The organism is Streptomyces sp. ISL-10, from assembly GCF_018614575.1.
Taxonomy (GTDB): domain Bacteria; phylum Actinomycetota; class Actinomycetes; order Streptomycetales; family Streptomycetaceae; genus Streptomyces.
In genome coordinates, this window is sequence record NZ_JAGGOJ010000004.1 from 40,465 (window position 1) to 66,403 (window position 25,939).

At 70.8% G+C, this 25,939-nt stretch carries 24 protein-coding genes and 2 pseudogenes; 22 read left to right on the top strand and 4 right to left on the bottom strand.

The genetic code is table 11. From position 1 onward, the window contains the following. Positions 1–10: 10 nt before the first annotated feature. Positions 11–982 carry an LLM class flavin-dependent oxidoreductase gene (locus J7E88_RS04660; RefSeq protein ID WP_215177588.1) on the bottom strand — a complete coding sequence of 324 codons (972 nt, stop codon included), beginning with the start codon at positions 980–982 and terminating at the stop codon, positions 11–13. Positions 983–1,281: 299 nt separating this feature from the next. On the opposite strand from J7E88_RS04660, the gene ftsY reads away from it, so the two are divergent. Continuing rightward, a complete protein-coding gene (gene ftsY, locus J7E88_RS04665) occupies positions 1,282–2,502 on the top strand; it encodes a signal recognition particle-docking protein FtsY (RefSeq protein ID WP_215177590.1) in 1,221 nt (406 codons plus the stop codon). Between the two features lie 93 nt (positions 2,503–2,595). Here the strand turns inward: ftsY and J7E88_RS04670 are convergent, their stop codons facing one another. Then, entirely contained in the window at positions 2,596–3,255 is a 660-nt protein-coding gene (locus J7E88_RS04670; protein WP_215177591.1) for a bifunctional DNA primase/polymerase, read from the bottom strand. A gap of 424 nt (positions 3,256–3,679) precedes the next feature. On the opposite strand from J7E88_RS04670, the gene J7E88_RS04675 reads away from it, so the two are divergent. The 5 genes from J7E88_RS04675 (at position 3,680) to ffh (ending at position 11,286) form a co-directional block, all read left to right on the top strand. Next, positions 3,680–5,155, top strand: a complete 1,476-nt coding sequence (locus J7E88_RS04675) for a hypothetical protein (protein ID WP_215177592.1) — start codon at positions 3,680–3,682, stop codon at positions 5,153–5,155. Between the two features lie 302 nt (positions 5,156–5,457). Next, positions 5,458–6,816 (top strand): ammonium transporter, encoded by a 1,359-nt coding sequence (locus tag J7E88_RS04680; RefSeq protein ID WP_215177593.1) that lies wholly within the window; start codon positions 5,458–5,460, stop codon positions 6,814–6,816. Then, complete coding sequence (locus J7E88_RS04685; protein WP_005311372.1) at positions 6,813–7,151, top strand: P-II family nitrogen regulator; 339 nt, start codon at positions 6,813–6,815, stop codon at positions 7,149–7,151. Before J7E88_RS04680 ends, J7E88_RS04685 begins: the two co-directional genes overlap by 4 nt. A 26-nt stretch (positions 7,152–7,177) precedes the next feature. Further along, a complete protein-coding gene (locus J7E88_RS04690; protein WP_308307287.1) occupies positions 7,178–9,628 on the top strand; it encodes a [protein-PII] uridylyltransferase in 2,451 nt (816 codons plus the stop codon). 107 nt (positions 9,629–9,735) lie between these two features. Continuing rightward, a complete protein-coding gene (gene ffh / locus J7E88_RS04695; RefSeq protein WP_215177594.1) occupies positions 9,736–11,286 on the top strand; it encodes a signal recognition particle protein in 1,551 nt (516 codons plus the stop codon). A gap of 85 nt (positions 11,287–11,371) precedes the next feature. On the opposite strand, the gene J7E88_RS04700 is transcribed toward ffh, so the two are convergent. Next, on the bottom strand, positions 11,372–12,217 hold the full coding sequence (locus tag J7E88_RS04700; RefSeq protein ID WP_215177595.1) for an SAM-dependent methyltransferase: 846 nt from the start codon (positions 12,215–12,217) through the stop codon (positions 11,372–11,374). 207 nt (positions 12,218–12,424) lie between these two features. On the opposite strand from J7E88_RS04700, the gene proS reads away from it, so the two are divergent. The 15 genes and pseudogenes from proS to J7E88_RS04775 all read left to right on the top strand — a co-directional run. Further along, complete coding sequence (gene proS, locus J7E88_RS04705) at positions 12,425–13,837, top strand: proline--tRNA ligase (protein WP_215177596.1); 1,413 nt, start codon at positions 12,425–12,427, stop codon at positions 13,835–13,837. Between the two features lie 211 nt (positions 13,838–14,048). Beyond that, a complete protein-coding gene (locus tag J7E88_RS04710) occupies positions 14,049–14,678 on the top strand; it encodes a hypothetical protein (RefSeq protein ID WP_215177598.1) in 630 nt (209 codons plus the stop codon). Between the two features lie 328 nt (positions 14,679–15,006). Beyond that, positions 15,007–15,450: a 30S ribosomal protein S16 gene (gene rpsP / locus J7E88_RS04715; protein WP_215177600.1), complete on the top strand. Its 444-nt coding sequence runs from the start codon at positions 15,007–15,009 to the stop codon at positions 15,448–15,450. Between the two features lie 2 nt (positions 15,451–15,452). Beyond that, on the top strand, positions 15,453–15,692 hold the full coding sequence (locus J7E88_RS04720) for an RNA-binding protein (RefSeq protein WP_020868149.1): 240 nt from the start codon (positions 15,453–15,455) through the stop codon (positions 15,690–15,692). A gap of 130 nt (positions 15,693–15,822) precedes the next feature. Continuing rightward, positions 15,823–16,380, top strand: a complete 558-nt coding sequence (gene rimM / locus J7E88_RS04725; protein ID WP_215177608.1) for a ribosome maturation factor RimM — start codon at positions 15,823–15,825, stop codon at positions 16,378–16,380. Further along, positions 16,380–17,201, top strand: a complete 822-nt coding sequence (gene trmD, locus J7E88_RS04730) for a tRNA (guanosine(37)-N1)-methyltransferase TrmD (protein WP_215177609.1) — start codon at positions 16,380–16,382, stop codon at positions 17,199–17,201. The genes rimM and trmD overlap by 1 nt, the downstream gene beginning before the upstream one ends. Before the next feature lie 125 nt (positions 17,202–17,326). Then, a complete protein-coding gene (gene rplS / locus J7E88_RS04735; protein ID WP_177151397.1) occupies positions 17,327–17,677 on the top strand; it encodes a 50S ribosomal protein L19 in 351 nt (116 codons plus the stop codon). A gap of 57 nt (positions 17,678–17,734) precedes the next feature. Beyond that, the gene (lepB, locus tag J7E88_RS04740) at positions 17,735–18,514 is read left to right on the top strand and encodes a signal peptidase I (RefSeq protein ID WP_215177610.1); all 780 of its coding nucleotides are present in this window, start codon (positions 17,735–17,737) and stop codon (positions 18,512–18,514) included. Beyond that, positions 18,507–19,581 (top strand): annotated as a pseudogene (gene lepB, locus J7E88_RS04745) (signal peptidase I); the annotation flags it as partial. The gene lepB (J7E88_RS04740) and the pseudogene lepB (J7E88_RS04745), both read left to right, overlap by 8 nt. Beyond that, the gene (gene lepB / locus J7E88_RS04750; protein WP_215177664.1) at positions 19,484–20,389 is read left to right on the top strand and encodes a signal peptidase I; all 906 of its coding nucleotides are present in this window, start codon (positions 19,484–19,486) and stop codon (positions 20,387–20,389) included. The pseudogene lepB (J7E88_RS04745) and the gene lepB (J7E88_RS04750), both read left to right, overlap by 98 nt. A gap of 70 nt (positions 20,390–20,459) precedes the next feature. Then, positions 20,460–21,203, top strand: a complete 744-nt coding sequence (gene lepB, locus J7E88_RS04755) for a signal peptidase I (RefSeq protein ID WP_215177611.1) — start codon at positions 20,460–20,462, stop codon at positions 21,201–21,203. Further along, a complete protein-coding gene (locus J7E88_RS04760) occupies positions 21,193–21,702 on the top strand; it encodes an NUDIX hydrolase (protein ID WP_308307290.1) in 510 nt (169 codons plus the stop codon). The genes lepB (J7E88_RS04755) and J7E88_RS04760 overlap by 11 nt, the downstream gene beginning before the upstream one ends. A 55-nt stretch (positions 21,703–21,757) precedes the next feature. Further along, positions 21,758–22,066 carry a DUF2469 domain-containing protein gene (locus tag J7E88_RS04765; protein ID WP_215177613.1) on the top strand — a complete coding sequence of 103 codons (309 nt, stop codon included), beginning with the start codon at positions 21,758–21,760 and terminating at the stop codon, positions 22,064–22,066. Positions 22,067–22,182: 116 nt separating this feature from the next. Further along, complete coding sequence (locus J7E88_RS04770; RefSeq protein ID WP_215177615.1) at positions 22,183–22,545, top strand: YraN family protein; 363 nt, start codon at positions 22,183–22,185, stop codon at positions 22,543–22,545. Next, positions 22,545–23,537 (top strand): annotated as a pseudogene (locus J7E88_RS04775) (YifB family Mg chelatase-like AAA ATPase); the annotation flags it as partial. The gene J7E88_RS04770 and the pseudogene J7E88_RS04775, both read left to right, overlap by 1 nt. A 53-nt stretch (positions 23,538–23,590) precedes the next feature. On the opposite strand, the gene J7E88_RS04780 reads toward J7E88_RS04775, so the two are convergent. Continuing rightward, positions 23,591–24,928: a tetratricopeptide repeat protein gene (locus J7E88_RS04780; protein WP_215177617.1), complete on the bottom strand. Its 1,338-nt coding sequence runs from the start codon at positions 24,926–24,928 to the stop codon at positions 23,591–23,593. Positions 24,929–25,120: 192 nt separating this feature from the next. On the opposite strand from J7E88_RS04780, the gene J7E88_RS04785 reads away from it, so the two are divergent. Next, the gene (locus J7E88_RS04785; protein WP_215177619.1) at positions 25,121–25,867 is read left to right on the top strand and encodes a hypothetical protein; all 747 of its coding nucleotides are present in this window, start codon (positions 25,121–25,123) and stop codon (positions 25,865–25,867) included. The last annotated feature ends 72 nt before the right edge of the window (positions 25,868–25,939 follow it).

Consider the following 25,939-nt stretch of genomic DNA (forward strand, 5'->3'; position numbering starts at 1 on the left):
CTGCCCCGGCTCAGCGCGTGAGCCGGGGCAGTACGTCTTCGCACATCAGCTGCAGGCTCCGCCAGCCCTCGTCCACCGGCAGCCCGCCGCACAGCGGATGCAGCACCAGGCTGTCCGCGTCCAGGCCCACACACTGCTCCGGGGTGACGATCCGGTAGACGCCCTCCTGCCGAAGCCCCTCCACCGTGTCCGCGGTGGAGCGCACCGCGGAGCGGATGTCCTTGGACTGCCAGGACGCGTATGTGCGCGCCTCGTGCAGGAAGTGCTCCCCGTACAGCGCCCACGCCCGGTCCGGGTCCTCGGCGATGTGCAGCAGCGGCGTGCTCCTGGCGGGCATCATGCAGAAGCCCTCGGTGCCGTGCTCGACCCGCCGCTGGTGGTAGTACGCCTCCAGCTCCGGCAGATGCGCGCTCGGGAAGAACGGCAGGCCCAGGCGCGCCGCCCGGCGGGCGGCGGCCCGTGACGAACCGCCGACCAGCAGCAGCGGATGCGGCTGCGTGTACGGACGGGGCGTGACGCGCACCGTGCGTCCGCGGTACGCGAACTCCTCACCGGTCCACGCGGCGAGCAGCGTCTCGAGCAGCTCGTCCTGGAGCGCGCCGCGCCTGTCCCAGTCCACCCCCGCCCGCTCGTACTCCTCCGGCCGGTAGCCGATTCCGGCGACCGTGACGAGCCGGCCCCTGCCGAGCAGGTCGAGCACGGCGATGTCCTCGGCCAGGCGCAGCGGATCGTGCAGCGGCCCGATGGCGGCGGAGACGGTGACGGCGATACGGCGGGTGGTGCCGAGGATCGCGCCGGCGAGGACGAAGGGCGAGGGCAGCCAGTTGTTCGCGGCCCCGTGGTGCTCCTCGGTCTGGATGGTGTCGATGCCGCGGTCGTCGGCGTACGCGGCCATCTCCAGGGCCGCGCGGTAGCGGGCGGCGAGCGTGTCGGGTGTCGCGTCGGGCTCCACCAGGTTGAACCGGGCCACCGTGAAGGCCATGGGTCGTCCCCTCCGCCGGATGTGGGCATGGCGAAGGGGACGGTAGCTGACGCGGCGTCAGGTGAACAGGGGGCGGACCGGCCCCCGCCGCGGATCCCGGGCCGTCCCCACCGCGAAACTCTGGCCGTTCCCGCCTCGATGCCGAGCGGATCCCGAGCCGCCCCCGCCTCGGCCCCGAGTGGATTGGGGGCCGTCCACGGCGCGAACCCGGGGGCCGGATGGCCGACCCGCCCGCCACGGCGACCCACGGCGCAGCGGAGCGAACCGGGAGCGTGGCGGTCGCGCATACTGGACGCGTTATGGAATTCGTCATCCTTGCTGTAGTCATCGCCCTGGTCGCCATCGGCGTGATCAGCGGGCTCGTGGTCAGCAGCCGCAAGAAGAAGCTGCCGCCCCCGGCACCGTCGAGCACGCCGACCATCACTGCTCCGCCCGCCGAACCGCACGTCGGCGACGAGGCGGAGGCACCGCGGGACGAAGCCCGCCGCACCATCGAGGAGGTCGACCTTCCGACGGCCGAAGAGGCCGTCGGGACGCCGGTCGCCGTCGAGGACCCGGTCGTCGCCGAGCCGGTCGCGCCCGAGATCGAGATCCCCGAGCCGACCGCCGGGCGGCTCGTCCGGCTGCGCGCACGCCTCGCCCGCTCCCAGAACACCCTCGGCAAGGGGCTGCTCACGCTGCTGTCGCGCGAGCACCTCGACGAGGACACCTGGGAGGAGATCGAGGACACCCTCCTGACGGCGGACGTCGGCGTCGCCCCGACGCAGGAGCTCGTCGAGCGCCTGCGCGAGCGCGTGAAGGTGCTGGGCACCCGTACGCCCGAGGAACTGCGCAAACTCCTCCGCGAGGAGCTGCTCACGCTGGTCGGCACCGACATGGACCGCGTGGTCAAGACCGAGAGCGGTCTCGACAGCCCCGGCATCGTCATGGTCGTCGGCGTCAACGGCACAGGAAAGACCACCACCACCGGCAAACTCGCCCGCGTGCTCGTGGCCGACGGCCGCTCCGTGGTCCTCGGTGCCGCCGACACCTTCCGTGCCGCCGCCGCCGATCAGCTCCAGACCTGGGGCGAGCGCGTCGGCGCCCGCACCATCCGCGGCCCCGAGGCCGGCGACCCGGCCTCGATCGCGTTCGACGCGGTCAAGGAGGGCATCGCCGAGGGCGCGGACGTCGTGCTCATCGACACCGCGGGCAGGCTGCACACGAAGACCGGCCTGATGGACGAGCTCGGCAAGGTCAAGCGCGTCGTGGAGAAGCACGCTCCGCTGGACGAGATCCTGCTGGTGCTGGACGCCACGACCGGTCAGAACGGACTGGTGCAGGCGCGCGTCTTCGCGGAGGTCGTGGACATCACCGGCATCGTGCTCACCAAGCTGGACGGCACGGCCAAGGGCGGCATCGTCGTCGCGGTCCAGCGGGAGCTGGGCGTACCGGTGAAGCTCGTCGGCCTGGGCGAGGGGGCGGACGACCTGGCCCCGTTCGAGCCGGAGGCCTTCGTCGACGCACTCATCGGGGACTGATCCCGGCAGTCGCAGGGGCCCGGCCGCGTCGTGAGCGGCCGGGCCCCTGTGCGTGTGCCGGGCAAGAACTCACCGGCTGCGCCGGGCGGGAATTCAGCGGCTGCGGTGGCAGATGTACGCCAGTGTGCCGAGCAGCAGCCGGGCCTCGGGCGGTGCCGCCGCCGTGTCCAGGGACGGAGCGCGCAGCCACCGCACCGGGCCGAGGCCGCCGCGGTCGGACGGCGGGGCGGTGATGTGGTCGCCGGGTCCCAGGCAGCGCAGGTCCAGATCGGCGTCGTCCCAGCCCATCCGGTAGAGCAGCCGCGGCAGTCCGGCGGCTGCGCCCGGCGCGACGAAGAACTGGCAGCGGCCCTCCGGCGTCTGCGACACAGGGCCGAGCCGCAGGCCCATGCGCTCCATGCGCACCAGCGCCCGGCGGCCCGCCGGCGCGCCCACGTCGAGGACGTCGAAGGTGCGGCCCACAGGCAGCATCAGAGCGGCGCCCGGCACCTCCGACCAGGCTTTGGCGGTCTCGTCGAGGGTGGCCCCGGGCGGGACCTCCAGCGCGAAGTCCAGGGGGTGGGCGCCCGGTGCGGCGCATCCCGTGTCGCCGCAGGAGCAGCGGCCGGCGGCGGCGCGTGCTCCTGGAATCACGGACCAGCCCCACAGTCCGGTGTACTCGGCCACCGCGGTGGCCTCCGTCGTGCGCCCGCGGCGCCGGGAGCCGGGCCGGATCTGACTGATCCCCCGGGTACCGCCGATCGTGAAGCCCATGCCCCCTCCAACGGGTCGAGCGCGCCGGTGGTTACGACCGGAAGCCCTTCGGTGACGCTCCGTCGCCGTCCGTCGGCGTCGTGCGCGTGATGGCGTCCGGGGGAGTGCGGCATGCGACACGCGCCTGCCCGTGCGACACTGCGCCACCCCGAATCGTGCTGTGTCAAGTGAATCGCGCCTGACCGCAGGTGGCTTCACTCGGAGGGGTGGCGAATGGTGGCGTTTTCTGCAATCCCACCCGCTGACACGTGATCGTGGGATTACTTTCAGTGCACGAACCTGCAATTGCAGCGCACGGGCGTGGGTATGCCAGGGGCAATGCGGCTTCCCGGGCGACCGTGTGCAAGCGGACCGCCGGCAGCCGTGACCCACGGCATCCTGGTGGGGTTCGGGTGAGACGGCACCGGCGGATGGGGGCAATCCAGTGAGCGGCAGCGGCGCAGACGGTACGAGCACCGGCAAGCGCCCGAACGAACAGCTGAGCTCATGGTTCGTGCGCAGCGGCTGGTCGAAGGGCGAGCTCGCGCGCCAGGTGAACCGCAGGGCGCGCCAGATGGGCGCACACCACATCAGCACGGACACCTCCCGGGTGCGCCGCTGGCTGGACGGCGAGCAGCCCCGCGAGCCGATCCCGCGCATCCTGTCCGAGCTGTTCTCCGAGCGCTTCGGCAGCGTCGTCGCCATCGAGGACCTGGGACTGCGCACCGCTCACCAGGCACCCTCCGTTTCCGGTGTCGACCTGCCCTGGGCGGGTGAACAGACCGTCGCCCTGCTGAGCGAGTTCTCCCGCAGCGACCTGATGCTGGCCCGCCGAGGCTTCCTCGGCACCTCGCTCGCCCTCGCAGCCGGTCCCGCCCTCGTCGAACCGATGCAGCGCTGGCTCGTGCCCACCCCCGGGGAGGGAGCGGCACGGCAGGAGCCGCCCACCCCGCTGCGCAGGCACGCCCGGCTGTCCGGCCCCGAGCTCGACCTGCTGGAGTCCACCACCGCGATGTTCCGCCAGTGGGACGCCCAGTGCGGCGGCGGACTGCGGCGCAAGGCGGTCGTCGGCCAGCTCCACGAGGTCACCGACCTGCTCCAGGAGCCCCAGCCCGCCGCCACCGAGCGCCGGCTGTTCAAGGTCGCCGCCGAGCTCGCCGAGCTCGCCGGCTGGATGAGCTACGACGTCGGACTGCAGCCCACCGCCCAGAAGTACTTCGTCCTCGCCCTGCACGCCTCAAAGGAGGCCGGCGACAAGCCGCTCGGCTCGTACATCCTGTCCTCGATGAGCCGCCAGATGATCCACCTCGGCCGGCCCGACGACGCCCTGGAGCTCATCCACCTCGCGCAGTACGGCAGCCGCGACTGCGCCACCTCCCGCACCCAGGCCATGCTGTATGCGATGGAGGCCCGCGCCTACGCCGGCATGGGCCAGCCCAGCAAGTGCAAGCGGGCCGTGCGCATGGCCGAGGACACCTTCGCCGACGTCGGCCTCGACGACGAGCCGGAGCCGGACTGGATCCGCTTCTTCACCGAGGCCGAGCTCAACGGCGAGAACGCCCACTCCTACCGCGACCTCGCCTACGTCGCGGGCCGCAGCCCGACCTACGCCTCGCTCAGCGAGCCGGTCATGCAGCGGGCCGTCGAGCTCTTCGCGCGGGACACCGAGCATCAGCGGTCGTACGCACTCAACCTCATCGGCATGGCCACCGTGCACCTGCTGAAGAAGGAGCCGGAGCAGGCCACCGCCTTCGCCGACCAGGCCCTCGTCGTCGCCAGGAAGGTCCGCTCCGAGCGGGTCAACACCCGGCTGCGCAAGACCGTCGACACGGCGGCCAGGGACTACGGCGACGTCCCCGAGGTCGCCCTTTTCACGGACCGCCTCACCGCCCAGCTGCCCGAGACCGCCGAAGCGGTCTGACCTGCGGCCCTCGTACCCCGGCCGCGGCCCTCACCCCGAACTGTCCGACTCGGCTCCCCCTGTGCCAGGTCTTCGGGTGAGTGTCGCGGCCGGTCCTGTGCTGGCCGAGATGATACGACCGGCCCCGGCGGCGATCAGCCCGTTCATGGCGACGTAACATCCCGGACCTCTTCGTCACGGCCGCGAAACATCGAGCGGCATTTGTGGAAACCGCGCTGCGCCAACCTCATGGCGCATAACCGGCCCGCCTTTACCGCACTGGCTCCGCCCGCACGCGGCCGCACGACGACGAGGAGACGCCGATGCCCCCAGGCATCTCGACCCTTGCCGCAGACGCTCCCGAGCTGTCTGCCGCCAACACAGGGTTCATGCTCATCTGTTCCGCCCTGGTGATGCTCATGACGCCTGGTCTCGCCTTCTTCTACGGAGGCATGGTCCGTGTCAAGAGCACCCTGAACATGCTGATGATGAGTTTCATCAGCCTCGGGATCGTCACCATCCTCTGGGTGCTGTACGGCTTCAGCCTCGCCTTCGGCACCGACTCCGGTTCCGTCATCGGCTGGAGCTCCGACTATGTCGGCCTCAGTGGAATCGGGATCACCGAGCTGTGGGACGGCTACACGATCCCCGTGTACGTCTTCGCCGTCTTCCAGCTGATGTTCGCGATCATCACACCCGCCCTGATCAGCGGTGCGCTCGCCGACCGCGTGAAGTTCACCGCGTGGGCGCTGTTCATCACCCTGTGGGCCACCGTGGTGTACTTCCCGGTCGCGCACTGGGTGTGGGGCGCCGGTGGCTGGCTCTTCGAGATGGGTGTCATCGACTTCGCCGGCGGCACGGCCGTGCACATCAACGCCGGTGCGGCTGCCCTCGGCGTCATCCTGGTCATCGGCAAGCGCGTCGGATTCAAGAAGGACCCGATGCGCCCGCACAGCCTGCCGCTGGTGATGCTCGGCGCCGGGCTCCTGTGGTTCGGGTGGTTCGGCTTCAACGCGGGCTCCTGGCTCGGCAACGACGACGGCGTCGGCGCGGTGATGTTCGTCAACACCCAGGTCGCCACCGCCGCCGCGATGCTCGCCTGGCTCATCTACGAGAAGATCCGCCACGGCGCCTTCACCACCCTCGGCGCCGCGTCCGGCGCGGTCGCCGGCCTGGTCGCCATCACCCCGTCCGGCGGCGCCGTCTCCCCGCTCGGCGCGATCGCGGTCGGTGCCATCGCCGGTCTGCTGTGCGCCATGGCCGTCGGTCTCAAGTTCAGGTTCGGCTACGACGACTCCCTCGACGTCGTCGGCGTCCACCTCGTCGGCGGTGTCATCGGCTCCCTGCTCGTCGGCCTCTTCGCCACCGGCGGTGTCCAGTCCGACGTCAAGGGCCTCTTCTACGGCGGAGGACTCGACCAGCTGGGCAAGCAGGCCATCGGTGTCTTCGCGGTCCTCGCCTACTCTCTGGTGGTCTCCGCGGTCCTCGCCTTCATCCTCGACAAGACGATCGGCATGAGGGTCGACGAGGACGACGAGGTCTCCGGCATCGACCAGGTCGAGCACGCCGAGACCGCGTACGACTTCAGCGGCGCGGGCGGGGGTACCGGCTCCCGCAAGGCCGCGCCCGCACCCGCGGACACCGTCGCAGCCGCAGCCGAGAACAAGAAGGTGGACGCATGAAGCTCATCACCGCAGTCGTGAAGCCGCACCGGCTGGACGAGATCAAGGAGGCCCTGCAGGCCTTCGGCGTCCAGGGGCTCACGGTCACGGAGGCCAGCGGCTACGGCCGGCAGCGCGGCCACACCGAGGTCTACCGGGGCGCCGAGTACACCGTCGACCTCGTCCCCAAGATCCGCATCGAGGTGCTGGTCGAGGACGACGACGCCGAACAGCTCGTGGATGTGATCGTCAAGGCCGCCCGTACCGGCAAGATCGGTGACGGCAAGGTCTGGAGCGTCCCGGTCGACACCGCGGTGCGGGTCCGCACGGGCGAGCGCGGCCCCGACGCCCTCTGACCCCACGACGAAACAGGAGCTGCTGGGTGAGCCTCGACGTGATCGGTGAATCGGAAGACTCGGGACCCAGCGGCTATGCGGCGGCCCGGCTGCGCCTTCTCGACGAGAAGGCGCGGTCCGGGCCGCCGCGCCGTGCGGCCCTCGCCAAGCTGACGGACGACTGGCTGGCCGCCCTCTTCGCCACCGCGGCCCTGGAGACAGGGGTGCGGGGCGCCGCACTCGTCGCCGTCGGCGGCTACGGCCGCGGCGAGCTCTCGCCGCGCAGCGATCTCGACCTGCTGCTCCTGCACGACGGCAACGCGGACCCGGCGGCCGTCGCCACGGTCGCGGACCGTATCTGGTACCCGATCTGGGACCTGGGCCTCGCCCTGGACCACTCCGTACGCACCCCCGCCGAGGCCCGCAGGACCGCCGGCGAGGATCTGAAGGTGCAACTCGGCCTGCTCGACGCACGGGCCGTGGCCGGCGACCTGGGGCTCGTGGCCTCCCTGCGCACCGCCGTCCTCGCGGACTGGCGCAACCAGGCGCCGAGGCGCCTGCCCGAACTCGACGAGCTGTGCCGAGAACGGGCCGCCCGCCAAGGCGAGCTTCAGTACCTCCTCGAACCCGACCTCAAAGAGGCGCGCGGCGGCCTGCGGGACGTCACCGCGCTGCGCGCCGTCGCCGCGTCCTGGCTCGCCGACGCACCCCGCGAGGGCCTCGCAGAGGCCCGCCGCACCCTGCTCGACGTCCGCGACGCCCTCCACCGGACCACCGGACGCGCCACCGACCGCCTCGCCCTCCAGGAACAGGACCAGGTCGCCGCCGAGCTGGGCCTGCTCGACGCCGACGCCCTGCTGCGCCAGGTGTACGAGGCTGCCCGGACCGTCTCGTACGCCACCGACGTCACCTGGCGCGAGGTGGGCCGCGTGCTCAGGTCCCGCGCCGTACGGCCCCGGCTGCGCGCGATGCTGAGCGGCGGGCGCAGCGTCCAGCCCGAGCGCACCCCGCTCGCCGAGGGCGTCGTCGTGCAGGACGGCGAGGTCGTGCTCGCCCGCACCGCACGGCCCGACCGCGACCCGGTCCTGACACTGCGCGCCGCTGCCGCGGCCGCCCAGTCGGGGCTGCCTGTCTCCCGGCACGCCGTGCGACGCCTAGCCCAGGCGGCGGGCCCGCTGCCGGTGCCCTGGCCCGCGGAAGCCCGCGAGGAGCTCGTCACCCTGCTGGGCGCGGGGGAGTCGACCGTCCCCGTCTGGGAGGCACTGGAGGCCGAAGGGCTGATCACCAGGCTCATCCCCGACTGGGAACGGGTGCGCTGCCGGCCGCAGCGCAACGCCGTGCACACCTGGACCGTCGACCGCCATCTCGTCGAGACCGCGGTCAAGGCGTCCGCGCTGACCCGCCGCGTCGGCCGTCCCGACCTGCTCCTGGCCGCCGCACTCCTCCACGACATCGGCAAGGGCTGGCCGGGCGACCACTCCGTGGCCGGCGAGACCATCGCCCGCGACGTCGCCGCCAGGATCGGCTTCGACCGCGCAGACGTGGAGGTCGTCGCCACCCTCGTACGCCACCATCTGCTGCTCGTCGAGACCGCGACCCGGCGCGACCTGGACGATCCGGCCACCGTCGCCTCCGTCGCCTCCCTCGTCGGCTCCGCCGGCACCCTGGAGCTGCTGCACGCCCTCACCGAGGCCGACGCCCTCGCGACCGGGCCGGCGGCCTGGTCCTCCTGGCGCGGCTCTCTGGTCGCGGACCTCGTGCGCCGCGTCACCGCCGTACTCGCCGGCGACCCCCCACCCGAGCCGGACGACGCCGCACCCACCGCCGAACAGGAACGCCTCGCCGTCGAGGCCCTGCGCACCAGGGAGCCCGTCCTCGCTCTGCACGCCCAGGCAACGACACCGCAGGAGGAGGGCGGGACGGAACCGGTCGGCGTGGAGCTGCTCATCGCCCTGCCCGACCAGCCCGGCGTCCTGCCCGCTGTCGCCGGCGTCCTCGCGCTGCACCGGCTCACCGTCCGCGCGGCCGACCTGCGCGCCATCGAGCTGCCGACCGAACTGGGCGACGGCTCGGTCCTCGTTCTCGACTGGCGCGTGGCCGCCGAGTACGGTTCGCTCCCGCAGGCCACCCGGCTGCGTGCCGATCTCGTCCGCGCTCTGGACGGCTCCCTGGACATCCGAAGCCGCTTGGCCGAACGCGAGGCCGCGTACCCCCGGCGGCGCGGCGTCACGGCACCGCCGCCGCGGGTCACGCTCGCACCGGCCGGTTCACGTCGTGCGACGGTCATCGAGGTCCGCGCCCAGGACGCCCCGGGACTGCTGCACCGCATCGGCCGCGCCCTGGAGACCGCGGCGGTACGGGTGCGCAGTGCCCACGTCTCGACGCTGGGTGCGAACGCGGTGGACGCCTTCTACGTCACCGATCCGAAGGGTCTTCCGCTGCCCCCGTCCGAGGCCGCCCAGGTGGCTCAGGCCCTGGAGAGCGCGTTGCGCGCCTAGAGGGTTGGCGGCCGGGCGATGCCCGTGTCTGCTGCGTACTTGCCCGGCCGGATACCCTGGTGGGCGACCGACCGCCCGCTTCCGACCTTTGAGGACCCGCGACCGCCGTGTTCGATACCCTCTCCGACCGCCTTGCAGCGACATTCAAGAACCTCCGGGGCAAGGGCCGCCTCAGCGAGGCCGACATCGACGCCACGGCACGTGAGATCCGTATCGCGCTGCTCGAGGCGGATGTCGCGCTCCCCGTGGTCCGTTCCTTCATCAAGCAGGTCAAGGAGCGCGCGACCGGCACCGAGGTCTCCCAGGCGCTGAACCCCGCCCAACAGGTCATCAAGATCGTCAACGAGGAGCTCATCGGCATCCTCGGCGGCGAGACCCGCCGCCTGCGGTTCGCCAAGACCTCCCCGACCGTGATCATGCTCGCGGGTCTGCAGGGTGCCGGTAAGACCACCCTGGCCGGAAAGCTCGGTCTCTGGCTCAAGGGGCAGGGGCACTCCCCGCTCCTCGTCGCCTGCGACCTCCAGCGCCCCAACGCCGTCAACCAGCTCGCGGTCGTCGCCGAGCGCGCCGGTGTCGGCGTCTACGCGCCGCAGCCGGGCAACGGGACCGGCGACCCGGTCCAGGTCGCCAAGGACTCGATCGAGCACGCGCGCACCAAGCAGTACGACATCGTCATCGTCGACACCGCCGGCCGTCTCGGTATCGACGAGGAGCTGATGCAGCAGGCCGCGGACATCCGCGACGCCGTCAGTCCCGACGAGATCCTCTTCGTCGTCGACGCGATGATCGGTCAGGACGCCGTCAACACAGCGGAGGCGTTCCGCGACGGCGTCGGCTTCGACGGTGTGGTGCTGTCCAAGCTGGACGGTGACGCCCGAGGCGGTGCCGCGCTCTCCATCGCGCAGGTCACCGGCAAGCAGATCATGTTCGCCTCCAACGGCGAGAAGCTGGACGACTTCGACGCGTTCCACCCGGACCGCATGGCGTCCCGCATCCTCGGCATGGGCGACATGCTCTCGCTGATCGAGAAGGCCGAGCAGACCTTCAGCCAGGAAGAGGCCGCCAAGATGGCCTCCAAGCTGGCGAGCAGCAAGGGCAAGGAGTTCACTCTCGACGACTTCCTGGCCCAGATGGAGCAGGTCCGCAAGATGGGCTCCATCTCCAAGCTGCTCGGCATGCTGCCCGGCATGGCGCAGATGAAGGATCAGATCAACAACATCGACGAGCGCGACGTGGACCGCACGGCCGCGATCATCAAGTCGATGACCCCGGGCGAGCGCCACGACCCGACGATCATCAACGGTTCGCGCCGCGCCCGTATCGCCAAGGGCTCGGGTGTCGAGGTCAGCGCGGTCAAGTCGCTGGTCGAGCGCTTCTTCGAGGCCCGCAAGATGATGTCGCGCATGGCCCAGGGCGGCGGGATGCCCGGCATGCCCGGCATCCCGGGCATGGGCGGCGGTCCCGGCCGGCAGAAGAAGCAGCAGAAGCAGGCCAAGGGCAAGCGCAAGAGCGGCAACCCGATGAAGCGCAAGGCCGAGGAGGCAGCGGCCGCGGCCCGCCGCGAGCAGGCCCAGCAGGGCGGCGCGTTCGGTCTGCCCGCCGGGCAGCCGGGCGAGGACTTCGAACTGCCGGACGAGTTCAAGAAGTTCATGGGCTGACGCCCTGGTCACGCGAAGGGGCCCGCGACCGGATGGCCGTTTCCAACGGTCGCGGGCCCCTTTCGCGTACGCGGGGCGTCCGGGGTCAGGGTGTGCGGGCGATCAGATAGCGGAAGACGTTCGGCATCCAGACCGTCCCGTCGGGCCGCACATGCGGGTGCAGCGCCTCGCCGATCTCCTTCGCCACCTGGGCCTGGTCGCTCTCCGCCACCGCCATGTCGTACAGGCGCGTCGACAGCAGGCCGCGTATAGCGCTGTCCACGTCCGCGTAGCCGAAGGGGCACGCCACCCGCCCCGATCCGTCCGGCCGCAGCCCAGCGCGCGCGGCGACGTCCTCCAGGTCGTCACGCAGGGCCGGCCGCCAGCGTCCGCCCTCGGCCCGAGTCCGCCCAGCATGTCCCTCCGCCACGCGGAGCACCCCGGAGGTGGCGCACCGCTCCGGCGGGCCCCAGCCGGTGAGCACCACGGCGCTGCCGCGCTCCGCGAGCCCGACGGCGCCCCGCAGGGCCGGGCCGAGGCCGTCCGCGTCGCCGGCGCGGCAGCCGATCGGCTGGAAGACCGTGATCAGGTTGTACGCGGGCCGCCCGGGATCCGCAGCCGCGCCGGCCTCGCCGTCGTACAGGCGCGCACCCGACACGGCGGAGCCGGGGACACCCATCCGCTCCCGCGCGAGGGCCAGCCGCTCGCGGTCCGTGTCGGTCCCGCTCACCGCGGCGCCCCGCGCAGCGGCGATCAGCAGCGCCAGGCCCGATCCGCAGCCGAGGCCCAGCACCCTCGAGCCCGCGCCGACCTCCAGGCGCTCGTACACGGCTTCGTACAGCGGGACCAGCATCCGTTCCTGGATCTCGGCCCAGTCACGGGCCCGTTCGCACGCCTGAGCAGAGGTCGCCGACGCCGCGTGGGGTCGGTGCTGGACGAGCGTGGATGTCATCTGTACGCCCCATTCCGCCGAGAGAGTCGGTTGTGCCCTGAAGGACAGCCCCCGTGTGCGTTCGCCGCGCGCCCCCCGTATGTCAGGGAACTGCGCGTGCGCCCCCACGTCCAGGGGTTGTGCGGCACTGCTTGTGCGCCCGAGGTGTGCGCCCCGGCCGGCCTGGCCGATTCCCGCTCAGGTCCCGTCCGCCGTACCATGCGCGCCATGGCCAAGACACCTGTCCTGACGCCCCAGGCGGAGGACTTCCCACGCTGGTACCAGGACCTGATCAACAAGGCCGAACTGGCGGACAACGGCCCAGTGCGCGGCACCATGGTCATCCGGCCGTACGGCTACGGCCTGTGGGAGCGGATGCAGCAGGAGATGGACGCCCGTATCAAGAACGCGGGCGCTCAGAACGCCTACTTTCCGCTCTTCATCCCCCAGTCTTACCTGACTCGCGAAGCTGAGCACGTCGAGGGCTTCGCCCCCGAGCTCGCGGTGGTGACCCACGGCGGCGGCAAGGAGCTCGAAGAGCCCGTCGTGGTGCGGCCGACGTCCGAGACGATCATCAACGACTACTTCTCCAAGTGGGTCCAGAGCTACCGGGACCTGCCGCTGCTGATCAACCAGTGGGCCAATGTCGTCCGTTGGGAGATGCGGCCGCGGGTGTTCCTGCGCACCACGGAGTTCCTCTGGCAGGAGGGCCACACCGCACACGCCACCTACGAGGACGCCCGCGACTACGCCGCGTACATCCACCGGGAGGTCTACGCGGACTTCATGGTCAAGGTGCTCGGCATCGACGTCGTGCTCGGCCGCAAGACGCCCAGGGAGCGGTTCGCCGGGGCGATCAACACCCTGACCCTGGAAGGGATGATGGGAGACGGCAAGGCGCTGCAGATGGGCACGAGCCATGAGCTCGGCACCAACTTCGCCACCGCCTTCAACACCCGCTACCTCTCCAGGGAGGGCCACCAGGAGCTGGTCTGGCAGACCTCCTGGGGCACCTCGACCCGGATGGTCGGCGGGCTGATCATGTCGCACGGTGACGACAACGGGCTGCGCGTGCCACCGAGCCTCGCGGCGGTCCAGGTCGTCGTCATGGCGATCAAGGGCGACGAGGCGGTCGCCAAGGTCCGCGAGATCGGCGAGACGCTCACGGCGGCCGGCCTGCGGGTGCATGTCGACGACCGGGTGGACACGCCCTTCGGCCGCCGGGCGGTGGACTGGGAGCTCAAGGGCGTGCCCGTACGGATCGAGATCGGCCCGCGGGACCTTGAGGCGGACAACGCGATGCTGGCCCGCCGTATCCCCGGGGGGAAGGAGCCGGTGCGGATCGAGTCGCTCCCCGCTCTCCTGCCGAAGGTCCTCGACGACGACCAGGCACTCCTGCTGGAGCAGTCCCGCAGGCGCCGCGAGGACCGCACCAGCGAGGTGACGACGCTGGAGGAGGCCGCCGAGGCCGCAGCGGCGGGGGGTTGGGCCCGCATCCCGTGGGCCACGCTGGGCCAGGAGGGCGAGGCCGCGCTCGCGGAGCAGGGAGTGTCCGTACGCTGCCTGGTCGCGGAGGACGGGTCGGTGCCCGAGTCCGACGACGCGCCCGGTACTGTCGCGATCGTGGCCCGCGCCTACTGACCGTGCCGCCGTTCCGGCAGTGGCACGCCCCCGGCGTGAAGGATCTCCCGAGCGCCGGGGGCGTACGCCTTTGGTGGCACGGCCGCCACGTGCGCTACGTACCACCTTGGTGTGAGCTGTGAGACTTCTCCGCAGATCAGCGCACCCGCCCTCGTCCGGATGCATCAACGGCAACTGACGGGTACGTGCAAATTATTTGGGATGCCCCGGAATGGAACCCGGCGGGCTCCCGGCTCGTTATCACGACGTGAGCACGACACCACCTGTTCTCGCCGCAGAGCTGGCACAGGCGTGGGCCGACATTCAGCGGCACCACCCCGAACTGCCGGATCTTGCCGCGCCCGAGTCCCTGATCGGAGAGTCCTCGTCCGCCTGCGGCGCCGAGCTCTCCTTCGAGCGACTGCTCCACGAGGCAGTCCACGGCATCGCCGCGGCGCGAGGCGTCCGCGACACCTCCCGCGCCGGCCGTTACCACAACCGCCGGTTCCTCGCGATCGCTGAGGAGATGGGCCTTGACCACGTGGATGAGCCGCACCCGAGCAGCGGCTTCTCCCTGGTTGCGCTCAACCCCGAGGCCAAGCGGCGCTACCGCCCCACCATCGAGCGGCTGCAGCGTGCCCTGAAGGCGCACACGGCAGCGACGACCTCCGACACCAAGCGCACGTTCCGCGGACCGGCCGCCCGGCACGGCTCCTCGGGCGGAGGGGTGCGGGTGAAGGCCGTCTGTGAATGCGGCCGCAATGTGAGAGTGGTTCCGTCGGTCCTCGCCCAGGCGCCCATCGTCTGCGGGGGCTGCGGGAAACCGTTCCGTATCCCGGAAGCGGTCGGAGCAGCCGGCTGACCGCCCCGGAGCCCGACCACCGAGCCCGCGCCCGCGGGCACGGTGGGCAGGTGAGCGGGCAGGCCCGCCTGCCGGCTTGCGCCTCCCGCTGCCTTCGACGGGGACGGCAGGTGGTGGCGGCCGGTGAGGGCGGCCGGCAAAGAGGCCTCGGTGTGCCGGCGGGTGAGAACAGCCCCCGGCTGTATGGCACAATGGCTAGCTGTACTCGACAGCCGCACAGGAACCCTCTCGCCTCCGGCTGACGCGTCCATCGGGCACTCCGAGTACCGCAACCCCACGTGGCATCCCGTTGTGCCCAACCACGTCAAGACCAGGAGACACCACACCCGTGGCAGTCAAGATCAAGCTGAAGCGTCTGGGCAAGATCCGTTCGCCTCACTACCGCATCGTCGTCGCCGACTCCCGTACCCGCCGTGACGGCCGGGCCATCGAGGAGATCGGCCTGTACCACCCGGTGCAGAACCCGTCGCGCATCGAGGTCGACTCGGAGCGTGCGCAGTACTGGCTGTCCGTCGGCGCCCAGCCGACCGAGCCGGTTCTGGCCATCCTGAAGCTCACCGGCGACTGGCAGAAGGTCAAGGGCCTGCCGGCCCCGGAGAAGCCGCTGCTGGCCCCGGCGACCAAGGAAGACAAGCGCGCCTCCTTCGACGCCTTCGCCAAGGCTCTCGAGGGCGACGACGCCAAGGGTGAGGCCATCACCCCGAAGGCGAAGAAGGCCGACAAGAAGGCGGACGAGGCCGAGGCCGCTCCCGCCGAGTCGACCGAGGCCTGAGCATGCTCGAGGAGGCTCTCGAGCACCTCGTGAAGGGCATCGTCGACAACCCGGACGAGGTGCAGGTCGCCTCGCGCAACCTGCGCCGCGGCCGCGTGCTGGAGGTCCGGGTCCACCCCGACGACCTCGGTAAGGTGATCGGCCGCAACGGCCGCACCGCGCGCGCACTGCGTACCGTCGTGGGCGCCATCGGTGGCCGTGGCATCCGCGTCGACCTCGTCGATGTGGACCAGGTCCGCTGATCGAAGGTGAAAGCGGATCCGGGAGCGCCCGGATCCACGCAGCACCGGCTCGGGCCGGGGAGGGCTTTCGGGCCCGCCCCGGCCCGTCGTCGTATCCCAGGCCCGTCGTCGTATCGAAGGAGAGACAAGCGTGCAGCTGGTAGTGGGACGGATCGGCCGCGCCCATGGCATCAAGGGCGAGGTCACCGTCGAGGTGCGCACGGACGAGCCGGAGCTGCGGCTCGGCCCCGGCGCGGTGCTCGCCACCGACCCTGCCTCCGCGGGGCCGCTGACGATCGAGTCGGGCCGGGTGCACAGCAGCCGGCTGCTGCTGCGCTTCGAGGGCGTACGCGACCGCAACGCCGCCGAGGCGCTGCGCAACACGCTGCTCATCGCAGAGGTGGACCCTCAGGAGCTTCCCGAGGACCCCGACGAGTACTACGACCACCAGCTGATGGACCTGGACGTGGTCCTCGCCGACGGCACGGAGATCGGGCGGATCACCGAGATCAGCCACCTGCCCTCGCAGGACCTCTTCATCGTCGAGCGGCCCGACGGCAGCGAGGTGATGATCCCGTTCGTCGAGGAGATCGTCACCGAGATCGACCTGAGTGAGCAGAAGGCCGTCATCGACCCGCCGCCCGGCCTGATCGACGACAGCGAGGCAGAGGTCGCCTCCAGTCGCGAAGCGCCGGAGGACGAGTCCTGATGCGGCTCGACGTCGTCACGATCTTCCCCGAGTACCTCGAACCGCTGAACGTGTCCCTCGTCGGCAAGGCCCGCGCCCGTGGTCAGCTCGGCGTCCATGTGCATGACCTGCGCCGGTGGACCTACGACCGCCACAACACGGTCGACGACACCCCGTACGGCGGCGGCCCCGGCATGGTCATGAAGACCGAGCCCTGGGGAGAGGCCCTGGACGACATCCTCGCCGGCGGCTACGAGTCGGGCGCCCACGGCCCCGTCCTGGTCGTGCCCACCCCCAGCGGTCGCCCCTTCACCCAGGAGCTCGCCGTCGAGCTCGCCGAGCGGCCCTGGCTCGTCTTCACTCCCGCCCGCTACGAGGGCATCGACCGCCGGGTCGTCGACGAGTACGCGACCCGTATGCCGGTGTACGAGGTCTCCATCGGTGACTACGTGCTGGCCGGCGGCGAAGCGGCCGTCCTGGTCATCACGGAGGCCGTGGCCAGGCTGCTGCCCGGAGTCCTCGGCAACGCGGAATCGCACCGGGACGACTCCTTCGCGCCCGGCGCCATGGCCAATCTGCTGGAAGGGCCCGTCTACACCAAGCCTCCTGTCTGGCGCGGACGCGCGATCCCGGACGTGCTCGTCAGCGGCCACCACGGGAAGGTCGCGCGGTGGCGGCGGGACGAGGCGCTCCGCCGCACGGCCCTCAACAGGCCCGATCTGATCGAGCGTTGCGACCCCGCGGCCTTCGACAGGAAGGACAAGGAGATCCTCTCCCTGCTCGGCTGGGCCCCCGAGCCCGGCGGCCGATTTTGGCGCAGGCCCGAGGCCATGGAAGAATGAGCCGCTGCTGTACGTCCGGCCGGCGCCCCTGCCACAGGGGGAACGACGCCCGCCCGGCGGAGGCACCCCATCTCATCACGACATTCCGTCGATGACCTGTGGCATCGGCGAGGAAGCAGACCACCATGGCTCACCTGCTCGACAGCGTCAACGCGGCTTCGCTGCGCACCGACGTCCCGGCCTTCCGCCCCGGCGACACCGTGAACGTCCACGTTCGCGTCATCGAGGGCAACCGCTCCCGTATCCAGCAGTTCAAGGGCGTCGTCATCCGCCGCCAGGGCGCGGGCGTGAGCGAGACCTTCACGGTCCGCAAGGTCTCCTTCTCCGTCGGCGTCGAGCGCACCTTCCCGGTGCACAGCCCGATCTTCGAGAAGATCGAGCTCGTCACCCGCGGTGACGTCCGCCGCGCCAAGCTCTACTACCTGCGCGAGCTGCGCGGCAAGGCTGCCAAGATCAAGGAGAAGCGCGACAACTGAGCTCCGGCTCATACGCGCGCCCGGTGTCACAGGGCGGCCGGATAGGCTCTGCCACCGATGGACACCGAAGCACAGCACACGGAGCGCGACCCCTCTTCCGATCCCGCCGACGGGACTCAGGAAGAGAGGTCGCGCTCCGCGCGTCGTTGCGGCCGCTCCCCGATGTCCCTGCGCGCCGCGGCCCTGACAGGCGTCGCCTGCACCGTCTTCGTGCTGCTGCTCAGCCACTTCGTGGTGCAGCCCTTCCAGATCCCGAGCAGCTCCATGGAGCCCGCCCTGCAGGTCGGCGACCGGGTACTGGTGAACAAGCTGGCCTACCGGTTCGGCTCGCGGCCCGCACGGGGGGATGTCGTCGTCTTCGACGGCAGGGGCTCCTTCGTCCCCGAGGAACTGATGGAAAACCCCGTCAGTTCCGTAGTACGAGAGGGGCTCGCTGTGCTCGGGCTCGCCGAGCCGGCCGAGACGGATTTCGTCAAACGCGTGGTGGGCACGGGCGGGGACCGGGTGGTCTGCTGCGACACGGAGGGGAGGGTCGAGGTGAACGGTGTACCGGTCGACGAGAGATATCTGCACCCCGACGGCGTGCCCTCGGAGGTGGCCTTCGACATCGTCGTCCCCGAGGGGGCGCTCTGGGTCATGGGTGACCACCGCAGCGCCTCACGTGACTCCCGGGACCATCTCGGGGAGCCCGGCGGCGGCATGGTGCCCGTGGACAAGGTGATCGGCCGGGCCGACTGGATCGGCTGGCCCATGAGGCGCTGGTCCGGCCTGGAGGCCACCGACGCCTTCGCCGGCGTCCCGGAGCCCGGCCGGGTGCCCGGCGGTGCCCATGGGTAACCGCGGACGACGGGCGAGCCACCGGGCCGACACCCGGCTGCCCACCGGGACGCGGCCGACCGACGGCGGCCGGCCCCTGCCGGGCCGGGCGGAGCGGCGCAGGCTGGCACAGAAGGTCAAGCGCAAACGCCGCCGCTCGGCCGTCAAGGAGATACCCCTCCTGATCACCGTGGCGCTGGTCATCGCCCTGGTGCTGAAGACGTTCCTGGTGCAGGCCTTCGTCATCCCGTCCGGCTCGATGGAGCAGACGATCCGCATCCAGGACCGGGTCCTGGTCGACAAGCTCACCCCATGGTTCGGCTCGAAGCCGCAGCGCGGTGACGTCGTTGTCTTCAAGGACCCCGGCGGCTGGCTGCCGCAGCAGGAGAAACCGCAGACCGACGATCCGGTCGTGGTCAAGCAGGTCAAGCAGATGCTGACCTTCATCGGGCTGCTGCCGTCGGACGACGAGCGCGACCTGATCAAAAGGGTCGTGGCGGTCGGCGGGGACACCGTGAAGTGCTGCGACGCGAACGGCCGCGTCACGGTCAACGGCGTAGCGCTGAACGAGCCCTATCTGCACCCAGGAAACGTTCCGTCGACCATGAAGTTCGATGTGCAGGTGCCAGCCGGGCGGCTCTTCGTGATGGGCGACCACCGCTCCGACTCCGCCGACTCCCGGTTCCACCTCGACGAGGAGGGGCAGGGCACCGTCGCGGAGGACCGGGTCGTGGGCCGCGCCGTCTTCATCGCCTGGCCGCTGGACCACTGGCGCAGACTGGAGGAGCCGGAGACCTACGCATCCGTGCCCAACGGGCGTGCCGGGGCGAGTGCGGCGGCACCGCAGTCGAATAGTGTGTCGTCCAAGGATCTGAACGGAATGGTCCTGCTCCCGACCCCTGCGGAACTCCCGCTCGTTATGGGAGTGGTGGGCCTGTTCCTTGTACGGGGCAGGCGGTTCGCGCGGAGTGAGGAGTGGATGTGGGGGACGTGGCGGTCGGCGCTCGGTCCGGACACGACGATCCAGAGGAGAGGCCGGGGCGACCTCCCGAGCAGCCCTCGGACGTGACGGACGGGGAAGTGCCGATGAGCGGGGACGACGACCAAGCGCCGGAAGACGGCGGTACGGGACAGAAGAAGCAGCGATCCTTCTGGAAGGAACTGCCGCTCCTGATCGGTATCGCGCTGCTGCTCGCGCTCCTGATCAAGACGTTCCTGGTGCAGGCCTTCTCCATCCCGTCCGAATCGATGATGAACACCCTGCAGCGCGGCGACCGGGTGCTCGTGGACAAGCTCACCCCCTGGTTCGGCTCGGAGCCCGAGCGCGGCGAGGTCGTCGTCTTCCACGACCCCGGCGGCTGGCTGGAGGGCGAGCCCACCCCGGAGCCGAACGCGCTGCAGGAGGTCCTCAGCTTCATCGGGCTCATGCCGTCCGCCGAGGAGAAGGACCTCATCAAACGGACGATCGCGGTCGAGGGCGACACCGTGGAGTGCAAGAAGGACGGCCCGCTGAAGGTCAATGGCAAGGCGCTGAACGAGCCGTACATCGCCCCGGGCAGCACCCCGTGCGACGAGCGGTCCTCCTTCGGTCCGCTGACCGTGCCCAAGGACCGGATCTGGGTCATGGGCGACAACCGCCAGAACTCGCAGGACTCCCGGTACCACATGGAGGACGTCAACGGCGGCTTCGTCCCCGTCGACAAGGTGGTCGGACGAGCCGTCGTCGTCGCCTGGCCGCTGAACCGCTGGTCCACGCTTCCCGTGCCGGGCGCCTTCGACCAGCCGGGAGTGGCCGCGGCACTCTCCTCGGTGCCCGCGGCGCTCGGCCTGGCCGGTGCCTTGCCGATCGTGCTGCGGCGCAGGAGGAGGCTGACCGACGGGCGTACCGCCGGGTAGTGTGCCGTCCCGGAAGCTGTCCCGGGACCCGCATCCGGGGGACCGGATCTCCGAGGTGAGGAGCGCTGGAATGAGCGGTGCACGACGTGAGGGCGACGGCCGGGGCAGGCTCGGAGCCGCTTTGTCCGGCATGGCCGTGGCCGTCGGCTGTGTGCTCTTCCTCGGCGGATTCGTCTGGGGCGCACTCGTCTACCAGCCGTACACGGTGCCGACCGATTCCATGTCCCCGACAGTGCAGGCGGGCGACCGGGTGCTCGCCGAGCGGATATCCGGCGACGAGGTCCGCCGCGGCGACGTGGTCGTCTTCCGCGACAAGCAATGGGGCGACATGCCCATGGTCAAGCGGGTGGTCGGAGTCGGGGGCGACGAGATCGTCTGCTGCGACGGCGACGGACGTCTGACGATCAACGGCAAGCCCGTCGACGAACCGTATCTGCACATCGAGGGGCCGGCCGCCGAGCGGTTCACCGCCGAGGTTCCCGAGGGACAGCTGTTCCTGCTCGGCGACGAGCGCAAGGGCTCCCTGGACTCCCGGTCCCACCTCCAGGACGCTGGGCAGGGGTCGGTCCCCCGCTCGGCCGTGGAGGCACGGCTGGACGCAGTGGCCTGGCCGCTGAGCGGTGGAGCCGTGGAGCGGCCGGAAGGTTTCGCCGCACTGCCCGGCGGGGTGTCGCAGCCGGGGCCGGTGGGCCTCATGCTGGTGGCCGTCGCGGCCGGAGCAGTGCTCATCGTCGGCGGCGCCGCGTATGGGCCGACGGTCGACCGGCTCGGCGGGGCGCGGCGCAGGAAGGTGGTGACCGCAGGTGCTGCATGAGGCATCGGACGCGCAGACCGGACTGCGGAAGGTCGCCCGGGTCATCCTGCTCGACCCCGAGAACCGGATCCTGCTGTTGCACGGCTTCGAGCCGGACGATCCCGACGTCACGTGGTGGTTCACCCCCGGCGGCGGCCTGGAGGGCGACGAGAGCCGCGAGGAGGCCGCGCTGCGTGAGCTGGCCGAGGAGACCGGGATCACGGAAGTGGAACTGGGCCCCGTGCTCTGGCAGCGGCACTGCTCCTTCCCGTTCGCCGGGCAGCGCTGGGACCAGGACGAGTGGTACTTCCTGGCGCGTACCACCCGGACCGACGCGGTGCCGCACTCCCTCACGGAGTTGGAGCGCCGAAGCGTCGCGGGCCTGAGGTGGTGGACCTCCGCCGAACTGTCGGCGGCCCGTGAGACGGTGTACCCGACCAGGCTCGCCGAGCTGCTGCTTACGCTGCTCGACGAAGGACCTCCGCGTGTTCCAGTGGTGCTCGCCCCGGAAATCGTCTAGGGACGCGGGACGCTGGCGCACAATAGGGGGACGCAAGGCTGAAGGGGAACATGCCATGAGCGCCGAGGACCTCGAGAAGTACGAGACCGAGATGGAGCTGAAGCTCTACCGGGAGTACCGAGATGTCGTCGGGCTGTTCAAATTCGTGATCGAGACAGAGCGCCGCTTCTACCTCACCAACGACTACGAGATGCAAGTGCACTCGGTCCAGGGTGAGGTCTTCTTCGAGGTCTCGATGGCGGACGCCTGGGTCTGGGACATGTACCGCCCGGCCAGGTTCGTGAAGCAGGTGCGGGTGCTCACCTTCAAGGACGTGAACATCGAGGAGCTCAACAAGAGCGACCTGGAGCTGCCCAGCAGCTGACGCAGCCCGTCCGAGTGGCGGAGTTTTCCACAATCCGGCAGTTGTCCACGGTTTTCCACCAAGATCCAAAAGTCCGGCGCCGGTGCATCAGAGTCGGTGCCGGAGGTGGTGCCGAAATGAACGCGACGGGGGCACTGGGACGGTACGGCGAGGATCTGGCGGCACGGCTGCTGGTCGGGTCCGGAATGCGCCTGCTGGCGAGGAACTGGCGGTGCGGACGCGCCGGTGAGATCGACATCGTCGCCCGCGACGGCGACGCGGTGGTCGTCTGCGAGGTCAAGACCCGAAGAGCGGGCTCCTACGAGCATCCGATGGCCGCGGTCACACCGGCCAAGGCGAGACGGCTCAGGCGCCTTGCCGACTGCTGGCTGGAGCGGCACGGAGGGCCGCCGCCGGGCGGGGTCCGCATCGACCTGGTGGGGGTGCTGCTGCCCAGGCGCGGAGCAGCCGTCGTCGAGCATGCCCGGGGGGTGGCCTGATGGGGTTCGCCCGTGCCTGTTCGGTGGCGCTCGTGGGCGTCGAAGGTGTGGTCGTCGAGGTCCAGGCGGACCTGGAGCCGGGGGTCGCGGCGTTCACCCTCGTCGGACTGCCCGACAAAAGCCTTGTGGAGAGCCGCGACAGGGTGCGCGCGGCCGTGGTCAACTCCGGCTGCGAATGGCCGCAGAAGAAGCTCACCGTGGGGCTCAGCCCGGCCTCCGTGCCCAAGGGCGGGAGCGGCTTCGATCTCGCTGTGGCGAGCGCCGTCCTCGGTGCCGCCGAGCGCATCGACCCGCGCCAGATCGCCGATCTCGTCCTGATCGGCGAGCTCGGACTCGACGGGCGGGTGCGGCCCGTGCGCGGGGTGCTTCCCGCGGTGCTCGCCGCCGCAGAGGCGGGGTACGAGCACGTGGTCGTACCCGAGCAGACCGCTGGGGAGGCCGCGCTCGTGCCGGGGGTCTCGGTGCTCGGGGTGCGCAGCCTGCGCCAGCTCATCGCCGTCCTGGCCGACGAGCCGGTCCCGGACGAGGAGCCCGTCGAGGCGGGCCGCCCGGACGCCATGCTCGCGGGCCTGCTGGTCCCGGGCGCGGGCGTCGGCACCGGACTGGCCGTCGACCGGCCGCAGGGCGACGGGCCCGACCTGGCCGACGTGGCGGGCCAGCACACGGCGCGCACCGGGCTTGAGGTCGCGGCGGCGGGCGGACACCACCTCCTGCTCTCCGGGCCGCCCGGCGCGGGCAAGACGATGCTCGCCGAGCGGCTGCCCGCGGTCCTGCCGCCGCTGACCCGGCGAGAGTCCCTCGAGGTCACGGCGGTCCACTCGGTGGCCGGCATCCTGCCGCCCGGCGAGCCGCTCGTGCGCACCGCGCCGTACTGCGCCCCGCACCACTCGGCGACGATGCAGGCCCTGGTGGGCGGTGGCAACGGGCTGCCCAAGCCCGGCGCGGTGTCCTTGGCGCACCGCGGGGTGCTTTTCCTGGACGAAGCGCGGGAGACAGACTTACTCCGCGATCAAGGTACACGACCGATCCGGTCCAGCGCGGCGGTTCAGCGTGCGGGTGCCAGGGGACGGGCGCGCTCGGTCAGCTCACGGACGTGAGGGTTTCGCGCGTGCGGGCGAAGGGCCGAGAGCATCGCGCGGAACCGGTCGTCGGCCCGGCCAGACTGAACGTGGGGGTAGTCGTCGAGAGCCAGGTGCCAGGTCTGGACAGCTTCCTCCAGCCGACCTGTCTCCAGCTTCCACTCGGCCAGCATCGAGCGGTGCCGGACCCTGGCTCTGCGGTACACGGTGGGCCTGACCTTCTCGGACTGTTCAAGGGCACGGATGGCACCCTCACGGTCTCCGAGCTCGTAGCTGACCTGTGAGACGTGGTAGCTCAGGGACGCGGGGTCGTAGGAGCCATGGGCCTTGGCCTTGGCCTCCGCCTTCTCCATGGCGATCTCTGCCTCACGGAGCATCGCCCATGCCCCGCGCCGGTCACCTGTCTGCGCGGCGGCGTGCGCCTGCTGTCCGGCGAGGAACGCCCGCATCCTCGGTCCTGCTTCGGGGGAGGCGGCGGACGCTGCGTTGGCGTACCGCAAGGCCGCTGCGCCATGGCCGAGCTCGACCGCTTGGACGCTCATGCCGCGCAGCGTGGTGCAGTAGGTGAGATGGTCTCCGGCTGCACCGGCCAGCTCCAGGGCCTTCATGTAGTAGCTCTGGCCGAGCATGTCCAGGCGCTCGTCAACGGCCATGTACCCGGTCAGGTAGAGGTGATCAGCGGCGGCCGAGAGCATGGCCTTGCGTACGGAATCGCTGGCCGTGGCTTGGAGGTACGGGGCGATGTTGTTCACCATGAACGCGGCGGCCATGGGCCGGGCGGTACGCCCGCCGAACTGGTCATCCAGTTCGCTGATCCGTTCAGTCATGGCGATGACGGACTCGACCTCGGCGATGCCGATCCGGGTGTGCGGGTTGGTCTTGATCCGTTCGAAGCGTGACAGTACGTCGGGCCAACCGGGGATGGTCAGGGCGACCGAGTACAGGCCCCCTGCGAGAACTCCCCTCCGAGATGGGTCCATGTCCATGCTCCCGAGATCGATCAGTCCTGCAACGGTATCCGTCGCCTCGGGCTCGATGTCGGGCTGATCGGCAAAGCCTGCCTCGAACGCTGTGACCTGCCTGCCGAGCTTGCGGCTGAGGGCCTCCAGCACGACGGGTCGGTACTTGGCCATGGGGCGTGTGCCGGATAACCAGTGGGATACGGCGGACTCGTCGTACTTCAACCGACGACCGGTCTCCGTTCCGACTCGATTGACCGCACGCGCGAACTCGCCAAGGTTCCAGCGAGTCTCGGCGTAGAGGGTTGCCAGCTTGTGGTTCGGAGTACGTGCGCGTGCTGCCATGAAGGCACCCCCCTGGGCCGGGTTTCAAAGGTTTCAAGGTACCGCCAGGCTCCTTCCATGTTCACGGCCAGCGCACACCTGTTGACTCAGGGTCGTGCCACGCGGGGCGATGAGCAGGACCCTTCCGCCCCGCGTGGCCAGCCAAGCCGACAGGCGTAGCGAAGCTGCGCCCCGCCCGGAACGGAGACACAGGTGACCACCGTCGACACCGCGACGATCACGGTCGAACTGCCCGACGCGTTCGACCCGCGCTGGAACCGCCTGCCCGGTATCACCGTGGACGGCAAGAAGATCACCCTCGACCCGGCCGAGTACTTCTTCCGGTTCGAGGCCAACACCTGGCTGGTCATCGACTGGCAGACCGTGACGGACGGCCTGCTGAACGCGGACGAGACCGAGACCGCCACCGTCGAACAGATGGCGCTGGAGTTCGTGAAGGCTCACGGCCGCTCGACCAGCGACGCGGGCGAGGTCCTGGCCATCGCCTACCAGGTGTACTCGTACCTGTTCCGGGACGAGCACCTCGCCACGCTCGGCCTGCCGGACGTCACGGCCGAGCACCTGAAGATGCTCCGCGAGGCGGCCACGTTCATGGCCCTGAACAAGGTCGAGCTCGACGGCCACATCTCCAACGTGGGCCCGTGCTGGTTCTTCCCCTCCGCGACCGGCGTGGTCTTCGACCTCTCCGACGAGGGCGGCCAGATGCTGGACGAGGTCTACCACGGCGGGTGGTTCAACGAGCACCGCCGCATCGAGGGCATCAAGGCCCACGCCGCGCTCGGCGGGCGACTGGTTCACGGCTGCCAGTCCAAGCCCGACCAGACCGGCGGCGTCGTCGCCCCCTACGGCGCATCGATGGCCACGTTCGGCAAGGAACTCGCCGAGATGAAGGCCGAGTGGATCGAGCAGGTCAACTCCTACCGGGTGACCGCCGCCTGATCCCACCGTTGATCCACGGCCCGGGGTGGCAAGCGCGCTGTCGCCCCGGGCCTGGCCCCTGACCCACCCCCG